At 64.7% G+C, this 17,989-nt stretch carries 22 protein-coding genes; 4 read left to right on the top strand and 18 right to left on the bottom strand.

Features of this window, described 5'->3' with window-relative positions; genetic code table 11:
• Positions 1–2 precede the first annotated feature (2 nt).
• Together DN611_RS15515 and dusB are read right to left on the bottom strand one after the other, a co-directional pair.
• Positions 3–614 carry an RNA polymerase sigma factor gene (locus tag DN611_RS15515; RefSeq protein ID WP_021748724.1) on the bottom strand — a complete coding sequence of 204 codons (612 nt, stop codon included), beginning with the start codon at positions 612–614 and terminating at the stop codon, positions 3–5.
• Positions 611–1,579 carry a tRNA dihydrouridine synthase DusB gene (gene dusB / locus DN611_RS15510; protein ID WP_021751918.1) on the bottom strand — a complete coding sequence of 323 codons (969 nt, stop codon included), beginning with the start codon at positions 1,577–1,579 and terminating at the stop codon, positions 611–613. Before dusB ends, DN611_RS15515 begins: the two co-directional genes overlap by 4 nt.
• A gap of 195 nt (positions 1,580–1,774) precedes the next feature.
• Between dusB and DN611_RS15505 the strand changes: the two genes are divergently transcribed.
• Both DN611_RS15505 and DN611_RS15500 read left to right on the top strand, forming a co-directional pair.
• Complete coding sequence (locus DN611_RS15505) at positions 1,775–3,811, top strand: SpoIIE family protein phosphatase (RefSeq protein WP_276894586.1); 2,037 nt, start codon at positions 1,775–1,777, stop codon at positions 3,809–3,811.
• Positions 3,812–3,888: 77 nt separating this feature from the next.
• The gene (locus tag DN611_RS15500; RefSeq protein ID WP_021749096.1) at positions 3,889–4,161 is read left to right on the top strand and encodes a hypothetical protein; all 273 of its coding nucleotides are present in this window, start codon (positions 3,889–3,891) and stop codon (positions 4,159–4,161) included.
• Between the two features lie 47 nt (positions 4,162–4,208).
• Here the strand turns inward: DN611_RS15500 and ribF are convergent, their stop codons facing one another.
• The 13 genes from ribF to DN611_RS15435 all read right to left on the bottom strand — a co-directional run bounded on the left by ribF (position 4,209) and on the right by DN611_RS15435 (position 15,381).
• The gene (gene ribF, locus DN611_RS15495) at positions 4,209–5,126 is read right to left on the bottom strand and encodes a riboflavin biosynthesis protein RibF (protein ID WP_119311795.1); all 918 of its coding nucleotides are present in this window, start codon (positions 5,124–5,126) and stop codon (positions 4,209–4,211) included.
• A gap of 3 nt (positions 5,127–5,129) precedes the next feature.
• Positions 5,130–5,996, bottom strand: a complete 867-nt coding sequence (gene truB, locus DN611_RS15490; protein WP_021749098.1) for a tRNA pseudouridine(55) synthase TruB — start codon at positions 5,994–5,996, stop codon at positions 5,130–5,132.
• A 35-nt stretch (positions 5,997–6,031) separates the two neighbouring features.
• Positions 6,032–6,988, bottom strand: coding sequence for a DHH family phosphoesterase (locus DN611_RS15485; RefSeq protein ID WP_174233004.1), 957 nt, complete (start codon positions 6,986–6,988; stop codon positions 6,032–6,034).
• 2 nt (positions 6,989–6,990) lie between these two features.
• Positions 6,991–7,380 carry a 30S ribosome-binding factor RbfA gene (gene rbfA, locus DN611_RS15480; RefSeq protein ID WP_025545418.1) on the bottom strand — a complete coding sequence of 130 codons (390 nt, stop codon included), beginning with the start codon at positions 7,378–7,380 and terminating at the stop codon, positions 6,991–6,993.
• A 52-nt stretch (positions 7,381–7,432) separates the two neighbouring features.
• The gene (locus tag DN611_RS15475) at positions 7,433–7,831 is read right to left on the bottom strand and encodes a hypothetical protein (protein WP_119311794.1); all 399 of its coding nucleotides are present in this window, start codon (positions 7,829–7,831) and stop codon (positions 7,433–7,435) included.
• A gap of 292 nt (positions 7,832–8,123) precedes the next feature.
• Positions 8,124–10,514, bottom strand: a complete 2,391-nt coding sequence (gene infB / locus DN611_RS15470; RefSeq protein ID WP_119311793.1) for a translation initiation factor IF-2 — start codon at positions 10,512–10,514, stop codon at positions 8,124–8,126.
• A gap of 87 nt (positions 10,515–10,601) precedes the next feature.
• A complete protein-coding gene (locus DN611_RS15465) occupies positions 10,602–11,243 on the bottom strand; it encodes a 50S ribosomal protein L7 (protein ID WP_119311792.1) in 642 nt (213 codons plus the stop codon).
• Entirely contained in the window at positions 11,230–11,511 is a 282-nt protein-coding gene (gene rnpM / locus DN611_RS15460) for an RNase P modulator RnpM (RefSeq protein WP_021747944.1), read from the bottom strand. Before rnpM ends, DN611_RS15465 begins: the two co-directional genes overlap by 14 nt.
• A 30-nt stretch (positions 11,512–11,541) precedes the next feature.
• Positions 11,542–12,717 carry a transcription termination factor NusA gene (nusA, locus tag DN611_RS15455; protein ID WP_025545102.1) on the bottom strand — a complete coding sequence of 392 codons (1,176 nt, stop codon included), beginning with the start codon at positions 12,715–12,717 and terminating at the stop codon, positions 11,542–11,544.
• Between the two features lie 51 nt (positions 12,718–12,768).
• Positions 12,769–13,230, bottom strand: a complete 462-nt coding sequence (gene rimP, locus DN611_RS15450) for a ribosome maturation factor RimP (protein WP_119311791.1) — start codon at positions 13,228–13,230, stop codon at positions 12,769–12,771.
• A gap of 222 nt (positions 13,231–13,452) precedes the next feature.
• Complete coding sequence (locus DN611_RS15445) at positions 13,453–14,265, bottom strand: metal ABC transporter permease (RefSeq protein WP_119311790.1); 813 nt, start codon at positions 14,263–14,265, stop codon at positions 13,453–13,455.
• Positions 14,262–14,975, bottom strand: a complete 714-nt coding sequence (locus tag DN611_RS15440; RefSeq protein ID WP_119311789.1) for a metal ABC transporter ATP-binding protein — start codon at positions 14,973–14,975, stop codon at positions 14,262–14,264. Before DN611_RS15440 ends, DN611_RS15445 begins: the two co-directional genes overlap by 4 nt.
• Entirely contained in the window at positions 14,962–15,381 is a 420-nt protein-coding gene (locus tag DN611_RS15435) for a Fur family transcriptional regulator (RefSeq protein ID WP_119311788.1), read from the bottom strand. The genes DN611_RS15440 and DN611_RS15435 overlap by 14 nt, the downstream gene beginning before the upstream one ends.
• A gap of 166 nt (positions 15,382–15,547) precedes the next feature.
• On the opposite strand from DN611_RS15435, the gene DN611_RS15430 reads away from it, so the two are divergent.
• Entirely contained in the window at positions 15,548–16,465 is a 918-nt protein-coding gene (locus DN611_RS15430; RefSeq protein ID WP_021747938.1) for a nucleotidyltransferase family protein, read from the top strand.
• A 19-nt stretch (positions 16,466–16,484) separates the two neighbouring features.
• Complete coding sequence (locus tag DN611_RS15425) at positions 16,485–16,907, top strand: double zinc ribbon domain-containing protein (protein ID WP_025545101.1); 423 nt, start codon at positions 16,485–16,487, stop codon at positions 16,905–16,907.
• Positions 16,908–16,961: 54 nt separating this feature from the next.
• Here the strand turns inward: DN611_RS15425 and DN611_RS15420 are convergent, their stop codons facing one another.
• The 3 genes from DN611_RS15420 to DN611_RS15415 are packed head-to-tail and all read right to left on the bottom strand — an operon-like array spanning position 16,962 to position 17,979.
• Positions 16,962–17,420 carry a hypothetical protein gene (locus DN611_RS15420; protein ID WP_136891259.1) on the bottom strand — a complete coding sequence of 153 codons (459 nt, stop codon included), beginning with the start codon at positions 17,418–17,420 and terminating at the stop codon, positions 16,962–16,964.
• Positions 17,390–17,563, bottom strand: a complete 174-nt coding sequence (locus DN611_RS16765; protein WP_158629758.1) for a hypothetical protein — start codon at positions 17,561–17,563, stop codon at positions 17,390–17,392. Before DN611_RS16765 ends, DN611_RS15420 begins: the two co-directional genes overlap by 31 nt.
• Positions 17,560–17,979, bottom strand: a complete 420-nt coding sequence (locus DN611_RS15415) for a DUF5301 domain-containing protein (protein WP_119311786.1) — start codon at positions 17,977–17,979, stop codon at positions 17,560–17,562. The genes DN611_RS16765 and DN611_RS15415 overlap by 4 nt, the downstream gene beginning before the upstream one ends.
• Positions 17,980–17,989: the final 10 nt, after the last annotated feature.

Below are 17,989 nucleotides of genomic sequence, written 5' to 3'. Positions count from 1 at the left end.
TGTCAGCCCTCCTTTTCTGTTCCTTTAGACGCCGGCAGCGGAGAAAAGTTCCCGCTTTTCAGCAAAAAATTCCGCAGCTGTTTCCGGGCCCGGCTGATCCGGGATTTCACGGTGCCCACATCCAGAGAGAGGGAGTCCGCGATTTCATCATAGCGCAGCTGGTGAATCTCTCGGAGGATCAGCACCTCCCGGTGCTCCGGCGAGAGGGCGGAGAGGCCCCGCTCAATCTCTTCCCGCAGCTCCTGCCGCTCCGCCGCGTCCTGGGGAGAGGGCGCCGGATCGGGCACGTCCAGATTCAGCTCCTCGTCATCCAGGGAGGGGCCGGCCGAGGCCCGGCGGCGGCCATCACGCCGCAGCAAGTCCACGCAGGCGTTGGACACCAGCCGGTACAGCCAGGTGGAGAAGCTGGCCTCTCCCCGGAAGAATGCCAGCCCCTGCCAGGCGGCGAGAAATGCCTCTTGGGCGGCCTCGGCGGCATCCTCGGGATTCCCGCACATCCGCAGCGTCAGGGCGAACACCCGTTTCTCATACAGATGGACCAGCGCCTCGAAGGCGTCCATATCCCCGTCCCGGGCGGCGGAGACCAGCTGCTGTTCCCGCGATTGCTCGTTCATCTCAAATCCCTTTTGATTCCTTTCGTCACCCGATACACGTCTTCCAGCGTGTTCATCTGCACGATCTGTTCCTTGTAGTAGCCGGAGTGGGACACGCCCTTCAGATACCAGCAGTAGTGGCGGCGGGCCTCCAGCACGGCTACCCGCTCGCCCTTGGACGCGGCGGCCAGCTCAAACTGCCGTACCGCTGTGTCGCACCGCTCCGCAAGCGGCGGCAGGGGCGGGATGGGCTTGCCCTCCAGCGCGGCTTTGGCCTGCTGGAACAGCCAGGGGTTGCCGAAGCACCCGCGACCGATCATGGCCATGTCCGCTTTGGTGTGCTGGAGAATGCGGACCGCGTCCTCCGGCTTCCAGATATCGCCGTTGGCGATCACCGGGATGGACACAGCCTCCTTCACCGCCCGAATGCAGGTCCAGTCCGCCTGACCGCTGTACACCTGGGCCCGGGTCCGGCCGTGGACCGCCACGGCGGAGGCCCCTGCCTGCTCCAGGATTCGGGCGAACTCCACGCAGTTGCAGCTGCCCATGTCCCAGCCCCGGCGGAACTTGGCGGTCACCGGCACAGAGACGGCTTTCACCACTGCCTCCATGATGCGTCCGGCCTTTTCCGGGTCCTTCATCAGGGCGGCCCCGTCGCCGTTGTTGACGATCTTGCCCATGGGGCAGCCCATGTTCAGGTCCACCACATCCGCCCCGGAATGCTCCAGGGCGATCTGGGCTGCCTCTGCCATGCAGATCGGGTCACTGCCGAAGATCTGCACTGCCGCAGGGTGCTCCCCGGGAAACTGCTGGAGCAGGGACAGGGTCTTCTTGTCGTGGTAGCACAGGGCCTTGGAGGAGATGAGCTCCGTGATGGTATATCCCGCCCCCAATTCCGCGCAGATCTGGCGGAAGGCGACGTCCGTGACCCCGGCCATGGGGGCCAGGGCCAGGGAGGAGTTGATGGTAAGCGTGCCGATGTTCAAGGCGGGCCGTCCTTTCCAATGAAAACATGATAGTTTATCATACCATATCCGGCCGTAAAAGTCCACTATGGGCATCCAGCCCGGAAATGGCGCGGCTTTCTTTTCCCGACGGGATTTTTTCCACACAGCCTGTAAAATAGTGGAAAAAACCAAAGAGGCCGTGGACTTCACGGCGGAATACAGGAGGGACAAGCTGTGGGGCACAGGGACATGATATGGAGCCGGCACCAGCCGGCACAGCTGCTGGCCTGGGGCATCCGATTTTTTTTGGCGGCGGCGCTGACCGCCACCCAGACGCCGGGGGATTACGCGCCCTTTGCCCTGGGGTGCGTGGCGGCCTGTGGGCCAGGGGCAGGAGGGATCGCCGCCCTGCTGGGCGCTGGCGTGGGGGCGGTGCTGTTTCTGGACTTTTCCGGTGCGCTGCCCTTTTTGGCCGCTGCGATTTTGATCTTTACCACCGCGGCGGCCTTTCAGGGGCTGAAGCTGCTGGAGGGACCGCTGTTTCACCCTCTGGCAGGGGCGGGACTGTTTCTGGCGGTGAGCGGCATCTACGTGCTCCAGTCCTTGTCCCCCCTGCGAAACCTGGCGCCCTGCCTTGCGGCAACGGCCCTGGTAGGCATCTCCGCATGGTATTATCAGCCCCTGCTGCAGGCCGGAGGGGAGCGGCCGGAGCCAGATAGTCTGCTGTTTCTGGCAGGCTCCATTCTGCTGGCGCTGGTGGACGTAGAACTGGCCGGTGTCTCCGTGGGGCGTTCACTGTTGTGTCTGCTGCTGGCCTACACCGCCTATCAGCGGGGGGCCATGACCGGGGTAGCCGCCGGACTGGGGGCGGGCCTGGCGGCGGACTTCTGTTCCGGCCGGGGCGGCGTCCTCTTCGGGGCGGCCTATGGTCTGGCGGGCCTTCTGGCTGGGAGCCGCAGTAGCGGAAGGCGGATCTGGGCGGCGCTGGCATTCTGGGGAGCGGCGGCTCTGGCCGCCCTGCCGGCGGGCCTCTCCACGCCCCTGCTGCCGGAGGCCGCGGTGGGAGCGGTCCTGTTTTTGATGCTGCCGGGCCGAGCCTTCGGCGGCAAGCGGGTGATGCGGGGAGAGACACCGGAGTTTCCCGCCGCGCTGGAGGGGATGCGCGCCCAGCTGACCCGGATGGCCGCCGCTCTGCGGGCCCTGTACGACAGCATGGGCAGGGCGGCCCCGGTGTCCACGGAGGAGAACCCGGCGGTGGTCTTTGACCGGGCGGCAGAAAAGGTGTGCCGGGGCTGCGCCCTGTGCGAGCTCTGTTGGCAGAAGGAGTACACCGGCACCTTCAACGCCCTGAACGACGCCACGCCCTTCCTGCTGGAGCGGGGGCGCGCGCTGGCCAAGGACTTTCCCAGCTACTTCGCGGACCGGTGCATCCACCTGCCGGACTTTCTCACCGCCGTCAATGGGGAGCTCTCTGCATTCCTGCTGCGGCGGCAGTACCGGCGGCAGCTGGAGGAGACCCGCCGCAGCGCCAGGGGCCAGTACGCCCAGCTCAGTGAACTGCTGACCGCCACCGCTGCCGGTTTGGGGGAGGTCCGTGCCACAGCAGGGGAGGCGGATCTCTGCCGCATTGGCGCGGCCCTGCGGCCCAAGGAGGGGGAGACGGTCTGTGGGGATACGGTGGTCTCCTTCCGCACGGAGGGGGGCCTCCTGTGCCTGCTGCTGGCGGACGGCATGGGCAGCGGAGAGGCAGCCCGGCGGGAGTCCGCCCTCACCTGCCGTCTGTTGGAGCAGTTTTTGCAGGCGGGCATCGAGCCGGAGGCGGCCATGAAGACCCTGAACGCAGCCATGGCCCTGCGGGGCGCGGAGACCGGAAGCTTCACCACCATTGATCTCATCACCTGCAGACCGGAGACGGGGGAGGCGGCCTTCTTCAAATACGGCGCGGCCCCCAGCTATGTGAAGAAGGGGGGCACTGTCCGGCGGATCACCGGCGGGACCCTGCCGGCGGGTCTGCGGGGCGGGGCGGCGGCTCCGGATGTGACCCGTGCCACGCTGGAGCCGGGAAGCTTTGCAGTAATGGTCAGCGACGGGGTGGCAGACCCGGGCCGGGACGAATGGCTTCAAAACCTGCTGGCCGGCTGGGATGGAGAGGATCCGCAGACCCTGGCGGGACTGATCCTCAGCGAGAGCGTCCGGCGGGAGAATCTTCAGGACGACTGCGGGGTTCAGGTGCTGTATCTCAGCCGGGAGAGCGGTGTGAAAAAGGTGTGAGAGGCGGTATAAATTTTCCCGCGCTGAGACAAAATGGAACCATCTAAATTCTGTGAGAGGCAGGAGGCGTAAAGCGGATGGTGAAAGGCATTTCCAGACGGGTCGTGGTGGTGGATTCCCCGGACCAGCGTTTTTTTGAGCAGGCGATCTTCATCGTGCGGAACGATGCGGCCGGCGAGGGCGTCACCGCCCGGGAGCTGGTGGAGGAGGCCCGCCGGGTGGCGCGAAACTATGCCGGCGGAGACCATGGGCGGTTCAGCCGGATCTGGCGGGATCTTTCCCCGGCGGTCTACACCCTGATGGGCGCTGCCGGGATCGGCTTGGTGTGGCTGACGGTGTGGCTGATCTGAAAACAGCGCGGAGTCCGATTCCGGACTCCGCGCTGTTTCATGGAGGATCAAAGGGCAGGGAAGGTGGGGACCCCGTCTGCGAAATAGGTCCGGGTGGCGTCTGCATCCGACTGGATCTGGGCCCGCAGGGCGTCCAGGGAGTCGAAGCGCACCTCCTGGCGCAGATGCTCATAAAACTCCAGCCGCAGCTGTTTACCGTACAGGTCCCCCTGGAAGTCCAGGAGACAGGCCTCCACTGTGATGTCCGAGCCGTTTTGAACCGTGGGGCGGGTGCCCACGTTGGTGACAGCGGCGTAGCAGGAGCCGTCCTCCAGTGTGGCCCGGGTGGCGTATACTCCGTGGCTCGGCACCAGCACATGAGGCGGAATGACGAGGTTGGCAGTGGGGAACAGTTGGGAGGAGCCGATGCCCCGGCCGTGGCGGACTGTGCCTGTCAGGGTGTGGGGGTGGCCCAGGAAGCGGTTGGCCCGGCTGATCTGCCCCAGCTCCACCAACCGGCGGATGTAGGTGGAGCTGACGGTGATGCCTGCTACCTCCACCTTGGGGATGATGTCACAGCCCAGGCCCAGCTGGGCGCACTTCTGCGCCAGCAGCTCCGGTGTGCCCTGGTTCCTGTGGCCGAAGTGGTGATCGTGTCCCGCCACCAGATGGACCGCGTGGTAGCGGCCCACCAGGATCCGGACAATAAAGTCATCCCAGGGCGTGGTCATCATCTCGCGGTCAAAGGGGACCATCAGCACGTCCTGAATGCGGTACAGCCGCCGCACCAGGTCCCGCCGGTCCTCCGGGGAGTTGATGAGGGGACAGGGGACGCCGGTGACCACCTCCTTCGGCGGGCGGTCAAAGGTGAATACCGCGGGGGTACAGCCCCGCAGGGCGGCCTCCTCAGCGGCCCGGCGCAGCAGGGCGCCGTGCCCCAGGTGGACTCCGTCAAAAAAGCCCAGGGCAATGACTCGTTCTTTCATGGTTTACGCTCCAAAGAAATTCTTGATGGACGTCAGCGTTCCGCCCGCAGCCCGGGACAGGCACAGGAACTGCCGGTCCCGGCTGTATACGCGGTAGATGCCGTCCGGTGTGCCCGGCAGGGGGATGGGATTGCCGCAGCGGACCCGTTTCTCCAGCAGGCCGGATGTCAGAGGCAGGGCCGGGTACTCTGCGAAGAGGCTGTCCGTAGGCAGCAGGAGCGCTGTACCCTGTGCCTGGACTGCCTCCAGCGTCACTGCCTGGTCCAACCTGAAGCCGGCCGCCATGGTGCGGCGGAGGGCGTACAGCGTCCCGCCGCAGCCCAGCTGTCGGCCGATGTCATGGCAGAGGGTGCGGATGTAGGTGCCCTTGGAGCAGCGGCAGCGGAGCAGGTAGTCCGTTGCGCTCTCCTGGGCCAGTAGCTCCAGCTCGTAGATGGTGATGCGGCGGGGCTTCCGTTCCACGACCTGTCCCTTCCGGGCCAGGTCGTAGAGTTTCTGCCCGCCTACCTTGACAGCGGAGTACATAGGGGGGATCTGGTCCTGCTCTCCCAGAAAGCGGGGCAGCAGCGCTTCCAGTGCTGCCCGATCCGCCGTGACGGGACGGGTCTCCAGCGTGGTGCCGGTGACGTCCTGGGTGTCCGTCACCTGGCCGAGCCGCAGACCGGCTACATATTCCTTCTGGCCGTTCTCTGCGAACTCCACCCCGCGGGTGGCCTGCCCCACAAAGACCGGCAGCACCCCGGTGGCCATGGGGTCCAGCGTTCCGCCGTGTCCCACCCGCTTTTCGTGGAAGATGCCCCGCACCTTGGCGCAGACGTCCATGCTGGTCCAACCGGCGGGCTTGTCGATAATCAGGATACCACTGGGCATAAAAACCTCCTCAAGGGCAGCAGAACGCGGCCCGCTCAGCGCTGATAGTCCGGCGCCACCTGCGCCACGGCAGCCAGGATTCGCTCCCTGGCCTCAGCCCAGGGGGCCTCCACCGTGCAGCCTGCGGCGGCCGCGTGGCCGCCGCCGCCCAGCAGCCGGCAGGCCTCCGTGGCATTAATCCGGGGACCGGTCCGCAGGGACATCTTCCACACATCGGGCCGCAGCTCCCGCATGGTGATGGCGCAGTCCACGCCCTCAATCTGGGGACCCAGAGCGGAGAGGTCCTCCGCATCCGTTTCCGAGGCGCCGATCCGCGCCATCAGGGAGAGGGGCACGGACAGCACCGCCACCCGGTCTCGGTCGTAAAACGTACAGTCGTTGAGGATGGCGGCCTCCAGCTGCATCCGCCTGCGGCTCTTGGTGCGGAAGAACACCTTGTTGACGGTCTGATAGTCGATGCCGGTCCGCAGCAGCGCGGCCGCCACCGCATGGGTCTGGGCAGTGGTATTGGCGTAGGCAAAGCAGCCTGTGTCCGTGGAGACGGCCACATACAGCGGAAGGGCCATCTCCGGCGTGATGGGGCCCAGATCGGACAGAATGTCGTAGATTAGCTCTCCGCACGCGGCGGCTTCCGGCCGGACGATATTCTCTCGGCCAAAGGACTCAAAAGAGGGATGGTGGTCAATGGCCAGATCCACCCGTTCCGCGTATGGTCTGGCGTTCTCCGGGAACAGGCCCACCGTGGCGATGTCCGTGGACACCACCTTGTCCGGTGTGAAGCCTTCCGGCGCCTCGTAAGGGCGGAAATAGGGGGCGGTGGTGTCTGTCAGCTCCGGATTGGGCAGCAGAAACGCCGCCTTGCCCAGAGACCGCAGTCCTGCGCACAGGGCTGCGGCACAGCCCACCGTGTCCCCATCCGGGCGGACATGGGTGAGGATCAGAATATTGTCAAAGGTCCGCAGCAGCGCCGCGGTCTGGGGGACCGTCAGCATGCTCATTCCTCCGTTTCGCCGGCGTCCGGGTCGTCCCGGGCTTCATCCTGCCGCTCCACCTGGCGCAGGATCTCCAGGATGTGGGCGCCGTGCTGGATGGAGTCGTCGGCGATGAACTGCAGCTCCGGCGTGTATCGCAGCTGCAGGGCCCGTCCCAGCTCCCGCCGCAGGAAGCCGCCGGCGGATTTCAGGCCCTTCAGCACGTCTTTCTCCTGGTCCTTGTCCAGAACACTGATATAGACCCGGGCGTATCGCAGGTCGCTGGTGGTGTCCACCCGGGTGATGGATACCATACCCACCTGGGAGACACGGGGGTCCTTCAGACGGCGGAGCTGGTCCGCCAGCTCCCGCTGGATCTCCTCGTTGATCCGGCCGATTCGATTGCTTGGCATAGAGAGATACCTCCTTATGGGAGTTCATTGGAATTGCGCTTGGTTGGAGCGCTTATATGGTCAGGGTAATGCAGGTCTGCTCCCGCTCCTCCATCTGCACCAGGGCGTCGGCGTCCAGATCTGCCAGCGGGCCCGTCAGGCGAAAGGCCCGGACCCGGATATCGCTCACCCACAGGTTCCACAGCTCCACCTGTTCACCGGGAATGCAGCTCTGCCGCAGATAGTCCCGCAGCAGGGCGGCGTCCTGCTCCGTAGCACGCAGGTCCAGCTCATAGCGATGGGGTTTCATGGACAGCTCCAGGTTGTCCACCGCAGGGCGGTAGTAGACATGGGGCTGAACAGAAAATCCTTCCTCCTCATACCGCACGCCGCGGTGGAAATAGACCCGGCGGGTCTGGGCGGCATACAGCGGAAGGGGATGATCGGCGCAAAGCAGGATCACGCGGCTCATAGGCGCTCCTTCTGAAAAAGCAGGGCGGGCGTTTACGCCCGCCCTGCCGGCTATTGCAAGTATGGTTGATGATTGCGATCTGATGAGGCAGGCCCATTACCGGGGAAGCTGTTCATGGTAAACACCTCGATGATACCGCACGCCCCATGAAATGGGTTTCACAGGAACTCTGAATCAGACATCCTCGGCGGGCAGAGCCAACCGCGGCACGCTTGGGCGCACTGCCGTGCGGGGCCGCTCTGCGACCCGAAAGGGCGGCGGAGAGGCGGTATACAGCGTCAGGCCCAGCACATTACCGCGGAATCTCCTCCATGGTAAACGCCTCGATGATATCGCCCTCTTTGATGTCGTTGAACTTCTCCACGGTCAGGCCGCACTCGTAGTTCTCAGCGACCTCCCGGGCGTCGTCCTTGAACCGCTTCAGGGAGGCCAGAGAGCCCTCGTGGATCACGATGCCGTCCCGGACCACCCGGACGGAGCAGCTACGGACGATCTTGCCGTCCTGGACGTAGCAGCCGGCCACGGTGCCCACGCTGGAGACCTTGTAGGTCTGGCGGACCTCCGCGTGGCCCAGCACCACTTCCCGGTACTTGGGGGCCAGCATGCCCTTCATGGCCGCCTCGATCTCATCGATGCAGTCATAGATGACGCGATACATCCGCATATCCACGTTCTGGCGCACCGCGCCGTCCCGGGCGGCGGCGTCCGGCCGGACGTTGAAGCCCACGATGATGGCGCCGGAGGAGGCAGCCAGCATCACGTCGGACTCGTTGATGGCGCCCACGCCACCGTGAATGACACGGACGGTCACTTCGTCGTTGGACAGCTTTTCCAGAGAGGCCTTCACCGCCTCCACACTGCCCTGGACGTCGGCCTTGACGATCAGGGCCAGCTCCTTGCGTTCGCCGGCCTGGATCTGGTCAAACAGGTTCTCCAGAGAGACCTTCTGCACCGGTGCGGCGGCCTTGGCCTTCTCCTCGGCCTTGCGCTGCTCCACCAGCTCCCGGGCCATGCGCTCGTCGGCCACGGCGAAGAAGGGGCTGCCGGCAGAGGGCGCTTCGGAGAGGCCCGCGATCTCTACGGGTACGGAGGGGCCGGCCTGGGTGAGACGGGCGCCCTTGTAGTCCATCATGGTCCGGACACGGCCCACGGCGGTGCCGGCGATGATGATGTCGCCCTGCTTCAGTGTGCCGTTCTGCACCAGCAGAGTGGCCACGGGGCCCCGGCCCTTGTCCAGCCGGGCCTCGATGACGGTGCCCTTGGCAGACCGGTTGGGGTTGGCCTTCAGCTCCGCCATCTCAGCGGTGAGGGTCACCATTTCCAGCAGGTTTTCGATGCCGATCTTCTGCTTGGCGGAGATCCTACAGCAGATGGTGTCGCCGCCCCAGTCCTCTGGTACCAGGCCGTACTCCGTCAGCTGCTGAAGCACCCGGTCCGGGTTGGCGTTCTCCCTGTCGATCTTGTTGATGGCCACGATGATGGGGATACCTGCGGCCTTGGCATGGTTGATGGACTCCACGGTCTGGGGCATGATGCCGTCGTCCGCTGCCACCACCAGAATGGCAATGTCCGTAATCATGGCGCCGCGGGCCCGCATGGAGGTGAATGCCTCATGGCCCGGCGTGTCCAGGAAGGTGATGGGCTTGCCGTTCACCTGCACCTGATAGGCGCCGATGTGCTGGGTGATGCCGCCGGCCTCTCCGGCCGCCACAGAGGTGTGGCGGATGGTATCCAGCAGGGAGGTCTTGCCGTGGTCCACGTGACCCATGACCACCACCACGGGAGCCCGGGGCACCAGATCCTCCGCCTTGTCCTCGTGGTCGTCAATCAGCCGCTCCTCGATGGTGACGACAACCTCCTTCTCCACCTTGCAGCCCATCTCCTCGGCGATGATGGCGGCGGTGTCGAAGTCAATGATCTGGCTGAGGGAGGCCATAATGCCGTTCTTCATCAGGCACTTGACCACCTCTGCGCCGGTTTTCTTCATGCGGCTGGCCAGTTCGCCCACGGAGATCTCATCGGGGATCATGACCTTCACAGGGGCCTTCTTGGCGATCTCCAGCTGGAGCCTGCGCATCCGCTCTGCCTCGTCCTGCTTGCGCTTGTTGGAGAAGGTCATGCCGCCCCGGCGCTGGTTGTTGGTGCGGATCTTCTCCTTGCCGCTGCGCTGCTGCCGCTGCATCCGAGCGCCCCGCTCGCCGCCCAGATCCTCCAGCCGCTCATCATACTTGGCCAGATTCACGTCGCCGCCCTTGCGGGTGTCCACGATCTTCCGCTGGGGCACCCGGGACACCGGCTGCTGCGCCGCAGGCTTGGAGGCGGCGTTCTGCTGCTGGGGCTGCTGCCGGCCACCCTGGCTGCTCTGCGCGCTCTGGGCAGGCACAGACTGCCTGACCTGCTGGCCCTGGGCGGGCGCGGCGGCCTTGCCGGCGGGCTCTGGCTTTTTGGTGGCTGGTTCCTTCGCAGGCTCCTCCTTGTAGGTGTCGGCGAAGATCACCTGGATGCTGGAGACCGGATTGTGCTGCGTCAGGTATTCAAAGATCAGAGAGAGCTCCTGATCTGTCAGCGCCTGCATGTGGTTTTTGGGAGTCTCGGCGTATTTCGTCAGGATCTCCGTGATGGTCTTGGTGGGAAGGCCGAAATCCTTCGCCACCTCATGGACTCTGTATTTCTCAATACCCAATAGAAACACCTCGTTCTGCTCCAACCCGAGGGCTGGGAAATTTTTTCAAATAGCTGCCGCGGACACATGCCGCGGCGGCGCGGTCCGTCAGCCTTCCTTTTTCTTGCGGAAGGAGCCTTTGCCCTTTTTCACCGGGCGGCTGTTGGCGTATGGCCGCGCCTGTGCCTTCGGCTTGGGGCGAGCGTCCCTGGGGGGACGGGATCGGTATGGCTTTGCGCCGCGGGGACGGTTCCCGTCTGGCGCACGCTCCGGTGGCATTTCCGCCGGAGGTTTGGCCGCCTTTGGTGCAGGCGGCGCCTTTCGGCGGCGCTTGCCCTGGCGGAGATTCTTCTCATGGGCCGCCTGCTCCGCCCGGCGCTCCGCGGCCCGGCGGGCCTTTACATCCATCCGGTCCGCCGCGTCGGCGTACTGCTCCGGATCCAGCTCCGCCAGCCGGTGCAGCAGGGCGGCGGCCAGTCCCACGTCCGTCACCGCGGCGATGGCCACGGCCGTCCGGCCCAGGGCCCGGCCCAGTTCCGCCTTGGTGAAGGGGAGCTGGAGCCACAGGCAGTCACCGGCCTGGGCGAAGTGCTCGCACCGGCGGCGGGTGCCCTCCGCCGCGTCGGCGGCCAGCAGCAGCACCCGGGCGTCCCGGGCGCGGGCCACGGCCTCTACCGGCTCCTCGCCCACGGCCAACCGGCCGCCCCGCAGGCTGAGACCCAGCAGGGACAGAATGTTAAGCCGGTCCATCCGCACCTCGCAGTTCTGCCTCCATGGCGTCGTAGACCTCCGGCGGGATGGCGGTGTCAAAGGCCCGTTCCAGGGCCCGGGTTTTCCGGGCCTTCTGCAGGCAGGCCACGTCGTGGCACACATAGGCGCCCCGCCCGGGCTTCTTGCCGCCGAAGTCCAGGGACACGGTGCCGTCCGGGGCCTTGACCACCCGCAGCAAGGCCTTCTTATCCTTCATTTCCCGGCAGCCCACGCACTGCCGCTGGGGAATCTTCTTCACTTTCGGCATCTCATAGGCCGCCTTTCTGATAAACTGATCTTACTCCGCGTCCACGGGCTCCACAGCGGACGCTTCCGCCGTGTCCGCGGCCTCCGGGGCGCCCCCGGCAGGGGGCTCTTCCTCGTCGTGATAGCTCTCCGGCTTGATGTCGATTTTGTAGCCGGTGAGGCGGGCCGCCAGGCGGGCGTTCTGTCCCTCCTTGCCAATGGCCAGGGACAACTGGTCATCCGGCACGATGACGCGGCAGGCCTTGCCCTCGTCCGCCATCCACACATCCACCACGTCGGCAGGCGCCAGGGCGGCGGCGATAAACTGGGCCGGGTCTTCGCTGTACTTGACGATGTCGATCTTCTCGCCCCGCAGCTCCTCCACAATGCTGCCCACACGCTGGCCCTTGGGGCCCACGCAGGCGCCGATGGGGTCCACGTTCTCGTCGTTGGACCACACGGCCATCTTGGTGCGGCTGCCGGCTTCACGGGCGATGGATTTCACCTCCACGGTGCCGTCATAAATCTCGGGGACCTCCAGTTCGAACAGGCGCTTCACCAGGCCCGGATGGGTCCGGGAGATCAGCACCTGGGGCCCGCGGGTGGACCGGCGAACCTCCACCACATAGACCTTCACATGCATGCCTTCGGTCAGATCCTCGCCGGGGACCTGCTCACCGGCCATCAGCAGCGCCTCGGTAGAGTCGGTGCCGGTGCCGATCCGCAGGGACACATTGCCGTTGCGGGGATCCACACGGGTGACTACGCCGGTGAGGATCTCATGCTGCTTGGAGTTGAACTCATCATACACCTGGCCCCGCTCGGCCTCCCGCAGGCCCTGGATGATGACCTGCTTGCCGTTGCCTGCTGCGATGCGGCCGAACTCCACCGTGTCCACAGGGATGTTCACGATGTCGCCCACCTCGTACTTGGCGGAGAGCCTCTTGGCCTCCTCAATGGGCATCTCGTTGGCGGGGTCCACGTAGTCCTCTTCCTCCACCACGTTTTTCTGGACGAACATCTTCAGGTTCTGGTGTGCCTCGTCCACATCCACGATGACGTTCTCCACATCCGCGTGGTCCCGCTTGTAGGCGGTGGTGAGGGCCTGGACAATCTTCTCCATCATGAAGGACTGGGGGATGCCCCGCTCCTTCTCCAGCAGAGCCAGTGCCGCGAAGATTTCCGCGGGATTGAAGCCTACGGGCTCCTTCTGCTTTTTGCCTTTCATGTTGCTGATTCTCCTTGTTGATAAAATACGTCTTGTCGGGACGGTGATTGGTTAAAATTCCACCCGCAGGCGGATAAGGGCAGTCTCCTTCTTGGGGAAGACCAGATCCTGGCTGCCCACGGTGACGGTGACATCGCCGGTGGCCTCGTCATAGCCCTTCAGATAGCCGGCAAACTCCTTCCGGCCCTCCCGGGCCCGGTACAGCTTCACCAGCACGGGGCTGCCCAGAAACTGCTGAAAATCGGAGGGCCGCTTCAGCGCCCGCTCGGCACCGGCGGAGCCCACCTCCAGGGTGTAGCTGCCCTCGATGGGGTCGGCCTTGTCCAGCAGGTCGCTGACCTTCCGGGAGATCTCCTCACAATCCAGAATGTCCACGCCGCCCTCTTTGTCCAGCAGAATGCGCAGATACCAGGTGCCGGCCTCCTTGACGTACTCCACGTCCCAGAGGGTGCAGCCCTGTTCCGCGATAGCGGGAGCGGCCAGTTCCGCGGTCAGTTCAGTGATCTTTTTCATGGGAGGACTCCCTTCTTTTGGAAGTTTAAGCAGAGTTTGCCTGACCGAAAAAGGTCAAGAAAAAGAGCGGACCCCGCAGCCCACTCCACATACCTTACTCTTCTAACATACGCATCATAGCACAGATACTGGAAAAGCGCAAGCCTTTTCTGCCAGATTCTTTTCTAATATTGTATAAAAAAATCCGCCGGATATACGGCACAGCCGCAGATCCGGCGGTTTTCAGCGCCTGCGCAGCCAGCCGGCAGCACAGGAGAGCAGAAACAGCGCGAGATTTGCCGCCACCACAGAGGCTCCCACCGGCGTGGACAGCGTCCAGGAGGCCATGAGTCCCGCGCAGAAGCAGCACACCGACGTAACGGCGGCACATACCACCACGCCCCGGAAGCTCTTGAACAGCCGCATGGCCGTCAGCGCCGGGAAGATCACCAGGGAGGAGATCAGCATGGCACCCATCATCCGCATCCCCAGCACGATGGTCAGGGCGGTGAGAATGGCCAGCAGGGTGTTGTACCAGTCCACCCGCAGCCCCGTGGCCCGGGAGAAGCTCTCATCGAACGTCACGGCGAAGAGCTTGTGGTAGAACAGCACGAACAGGGCCAGCACCGCAAGGGACAGTACCGCAGACAGGGCCACATCCGCCCACGTCATGGCCAGGACGCTGCCGAACATGTAGTTGTCCACATCCGTGGTCATGCCGCTGGTGCGGGAGATGACGATGATGCCGACGGCCAGGGCCGACGCACTCATGACGGCGATGGCCGCGTCGCTGTTCCAGCGGGGATTGGTGGCCAGCCGCAGCAGGAAGAACGCCGCGAGGATCACCACGGGGATGGAGAAGTAGAGGGGAGTGAACCCCAGGGCCACGGCGATGGCCAGGGCGCCGAAGGAGACGTGGCTGAGGCCATCGCCGATCATGGAGTACCGCTTCAGTACCAGGGGGACTCCCAGCAGCGCGGCGCAGAGGCTTACCAGCGTCCCGGCGATCAGGGCCCGCTGCATAAAGGGATAGGTCAGCATCAAGGTCAGGCTCATTCCTCCACCTCCCGAAACCGCCGCCCCTGGGGGGAGGCCAGATAGTCTTTGACTGTGCCTAAAAAGTAGCTGCTGTGGCCGATGTGCAGCACCGTCCGGGCGCTGCGCAGGGCGGCCCTCAGATCGTGGGTCACCATCACCACCGCCATGCCCTCCTTCCGGTTCAGGTAGGAGAGGGTCTTGTACAGATCCTGGGCCGCGGCGGGGTCCAGGCCGGTAATGGGCTCGTCCAGGATCAGCAGGCTGCGGGCGGCACACAGGGCCCGGGCCAGCAGCACCCGCTGCTGCTGGCCGCCGGAGAGATCCCGGTAGCTCTGGTCCTTCAGCTCCAGAATCCCCAGCTTGCCCATGTTCATCAATGCCGCGGACTTCTGGGCGGCGGTGTAGAAGAACCGCAGCCCCTTCTGGTTCAGGCAGCCCGAGAGGACCACTTCATACACCGTGGCCGGGAAGTCCCGCTGGGCCCGGGTCTGCTGGGGCAGATAGCCCACGGCTCCCTGCCGCAGTTCCGGCGCCCGGAGAATCTCCCCGGACTGGGGGGAGAGGAGCCCCAGCAGGCCCCGCAGCAACGTGGACTTGCCGGAGCCGTTGTCCCCCACGATGCACAGGTAGTCCCCCGCCCGGATGGTGAGATCCAGGTGGGCCAGGACGCTCTGACCCTCATACCCCAGGGACGCGTCCCGGCAGACGATCAGCTCATTGGGCTCCATGGTGGTCCTCCTCTCCGGCGCAGACGTCGCACACCCCGGAAAACAGCGTCCCCCGGGGATCGATGCGGAAGTGGTGCTCCCGCTCCAGGTGGTCGTACAGGTTCTGCAGGCGGGTACAGTCCACATGGCGGATGCGGCCGCAGCGCTCACACTTCAGAAGAAAGCAATCCCGGTGGCCTTGGGACTGGCGGCCGCAGTACTGGTACAGGGCGCCCTCCTCGGTGTTGACCTTGTGGACCGCCCCGGCGGCCTCCAGCTTTTCCAGCTGGCGGTAGATGGTGGCCAGGCCCACCGGGCAGCCCTCCCGACGCAGGTCCTCCGCCAGTTCGGCGGCGGTGCAGGCGGTCTCGCCCCGGGCCTCCAGGCAGCGGAGCACCGCCTGGTGCTGTTTGGTGCTGTATGGCATCCAATGCCTCCTTTAATCTGAAAATGATTATCGTTTTCATATTATAGACCGCAGAGGAAAAAAGTCAAGAGCAGTTGCAAAAATCCGGCAAATAGGGTATGGTAAAAGAACAGCGTATGGTTGCGCAACAAGGCGCAAATTCACAAAAACTTTAGGAGAGAAGCAAATGAAAGTCTCACTGGTCATCATGGCGGCGGGCCTTGGGTCCCGCTACGGCGGCAGCAAGCAGGTGGACGGCATCGGGCCCCACAACGAGATCCTGATGGAGTACTCCATCTACGACGCCCTCCGGGCGGGGTTCAGCAAGGTGGTGTTCATCATCAAGCCGGAGATGGAGGAGATGATGCGCCGCCTGTGCGGGGATTATCTGGCGAGGAAGACCGCACTGGACGGCACGCCGGTGGAGGTGGCCTATGTCTTTCAGGACTTTACCTCCGTGCCGGACTTCTACCGGATTCCGCCGGAGCGGACCAAGCCCTTCGGCACGGTCCATGCCCTGCTGTGCGCGGCGGATGTGGTGCACGAGCCCTTCTGCGTCATCAATGCCGACGACTATTACGGCATCGACGCCTACCGCACCATCTATGACGAGCTGGTGAAGCTGCCTGAGACGGGAAAGGCCACCATGGTGGGGTATCTGCTGAAGAATACCGCCAGCCTCCACGGCACGGTGTCCCGCGGCGTGTGCGCGGTGGAGGACGGAAAGCTCCGCTCCGTCCGGGAGGCACTGAAGATCCAGCTGTATCCCGACGGCACGCTGCGGGATCTGGCGGAGGACACGGACCTGTCCCCGGAGACGGTGGTGTCCATGAACTTCTGGGGGTTTGCCCCCAGCATCTTCCCCGCCCTGCGGGAGTACTTTGAAAACTTCCTTCGCACGGAGGCCGGGGAAAATATCAAGGCCGAGTGCCTGCTGCCGGTGATGGTGGGGGATCAGCTGCAAAAGGGCGCGCTGGAGGTGTCCGTCCTTCACTCCGCGGACAAGTGGTTCGGCATGACCTACCATGAGGACCGGGAGATCGTGGCGGAGGAGCTCCGCAAGCTCCATGCCAGGGGAGATTATCCGGAGAGCCTGCGGGTGTGAGCATGCGGAGGTGCGGGAGATGAATCCGAACACGCCGGTGGGTTGCCCCCAGTGCGGGGGGCAGATGGACCTCTGGCAGGCGGGCAGGCGCCTGGCTCTGACGGGCCTTTTTGCCTCCGTCACCGACTGGATTGAGGTGGATATATACAGCTGCCCCGCCTGTGGAAGACTGGCCTTTTTCCGCACCAACTTTCTCCCTCAACCGAAAAAACATGTGCCGGTGGAGCCGGAACCAACAGACGTGGACACCGCCGCCTTCTACGTTCCCGGTACGGGGGAGCTGGTCAAATGCCCGGTCTGCGGCAAGGAGCATCCCCGTGACGATGCCTTTTGCCCCCTGTGCGGGACCCGGCGGGATCAGCCCTGCCCCTGGTGCGGAAAATGGTTTCCGGCAGCACAGCCGGTCTGTCCCTGGTGCGGCCACGGCCGAGATGAGGAATAAGCGAAACCGCCAAGCGGCGGCCATGGAAACCCATGGCCGCCGCTGTTTTTCTGCTCAAAAAAAGCACTCCACCACATACAGCCGGGTACCTGCGCTGTTTACCAGCAGGTACAGCCGGTTGCGTTCATCCGTTGGGTGCGCCGCCGTGAAGCCGCGGCAGTCCGAAAAATCGGGCCGCTGGTCCGCCGGAACGGCCAGCAGATCCAGGATTTCGGTCACTGGCACTTCTGCGGACCTGACCGGCGTAGCTTCCTCTGTCAGGGTTTCCTCCAGCCCGCTGTCGTCCGCGTATGCCAGGACGTGATACCGCTCCCCGTCCCCGCTAAAGCTGGCGCCGCTGTCGGTCTCATACAGACAGCCCTCGCTGGCGGGGAGCTCCAGCTCCCAGTTGAGCTGAACGGTTCTGACATAATCGCCGCTGCCCCAGAAGATCATCAGGACCGACAGAACCAGCAGGACCGGCAGTGCCAGCAGCCCGCCCATCAGCTTCCACATGGACTCACCTTCTGCCATGCAACTGAGACCTCCACCGTGGACGGCACGGTGTTCTCCATCCGGTCATAGGCGGCCTTGTAGCCGATCAGATAGAACACCCCGGCGATCAACATGCCGCAGAGCAGCAGGCACACGATCCAACCGGCCGACGGCCTGTTCACTGTGGATTCCTCCCCTCCGGCGCGGCGTCAGCCGCCAGAACTGTCCAAAGTGCCTCGTCCCCCTGGTAGATGCCCGTATAGGGCTGCTCCAAACAGCAGATGCCGTCCGCCTCGTAGACGTACAGAACGCTCCAGTCCGGCGTCTCGCCGGTGCCCAGCTCCACCTTTACCGCACCGGTTTGGTCCGGCGCGTCCTGCACGCTCTCCATGCCGGTGGAGACAGCCTCTGCCGCCTGTTGGAGAAATTCTCCGATCCAGTCCCGGTCCGTGTGGAGCGTCACCGCATCTCCTGCCGTTACCCGGATGGCAGTGACCTCCGCCGCCTCCGGGAGGACGATCCGGCCCGCCCTGCCGCAGGCTGTTACGGCCAGCGCAAGCCCCAGGCACCAGGCGGCCAGCCGCAGATAGCGCTTCATGCCCGGCCCC

Source organism: Oscillibacter sp. PEA192, from assembly GCF_003574015.1.
GTDB lineage: Bacteria > Bacillota > Clostridia > Oscillospirales > Oscillospiraceae > Oscillibacter > Oscillibacter welbionis.
This window is presented reverse-complemented; position numbering and strand designations above follow the sequence as displayed.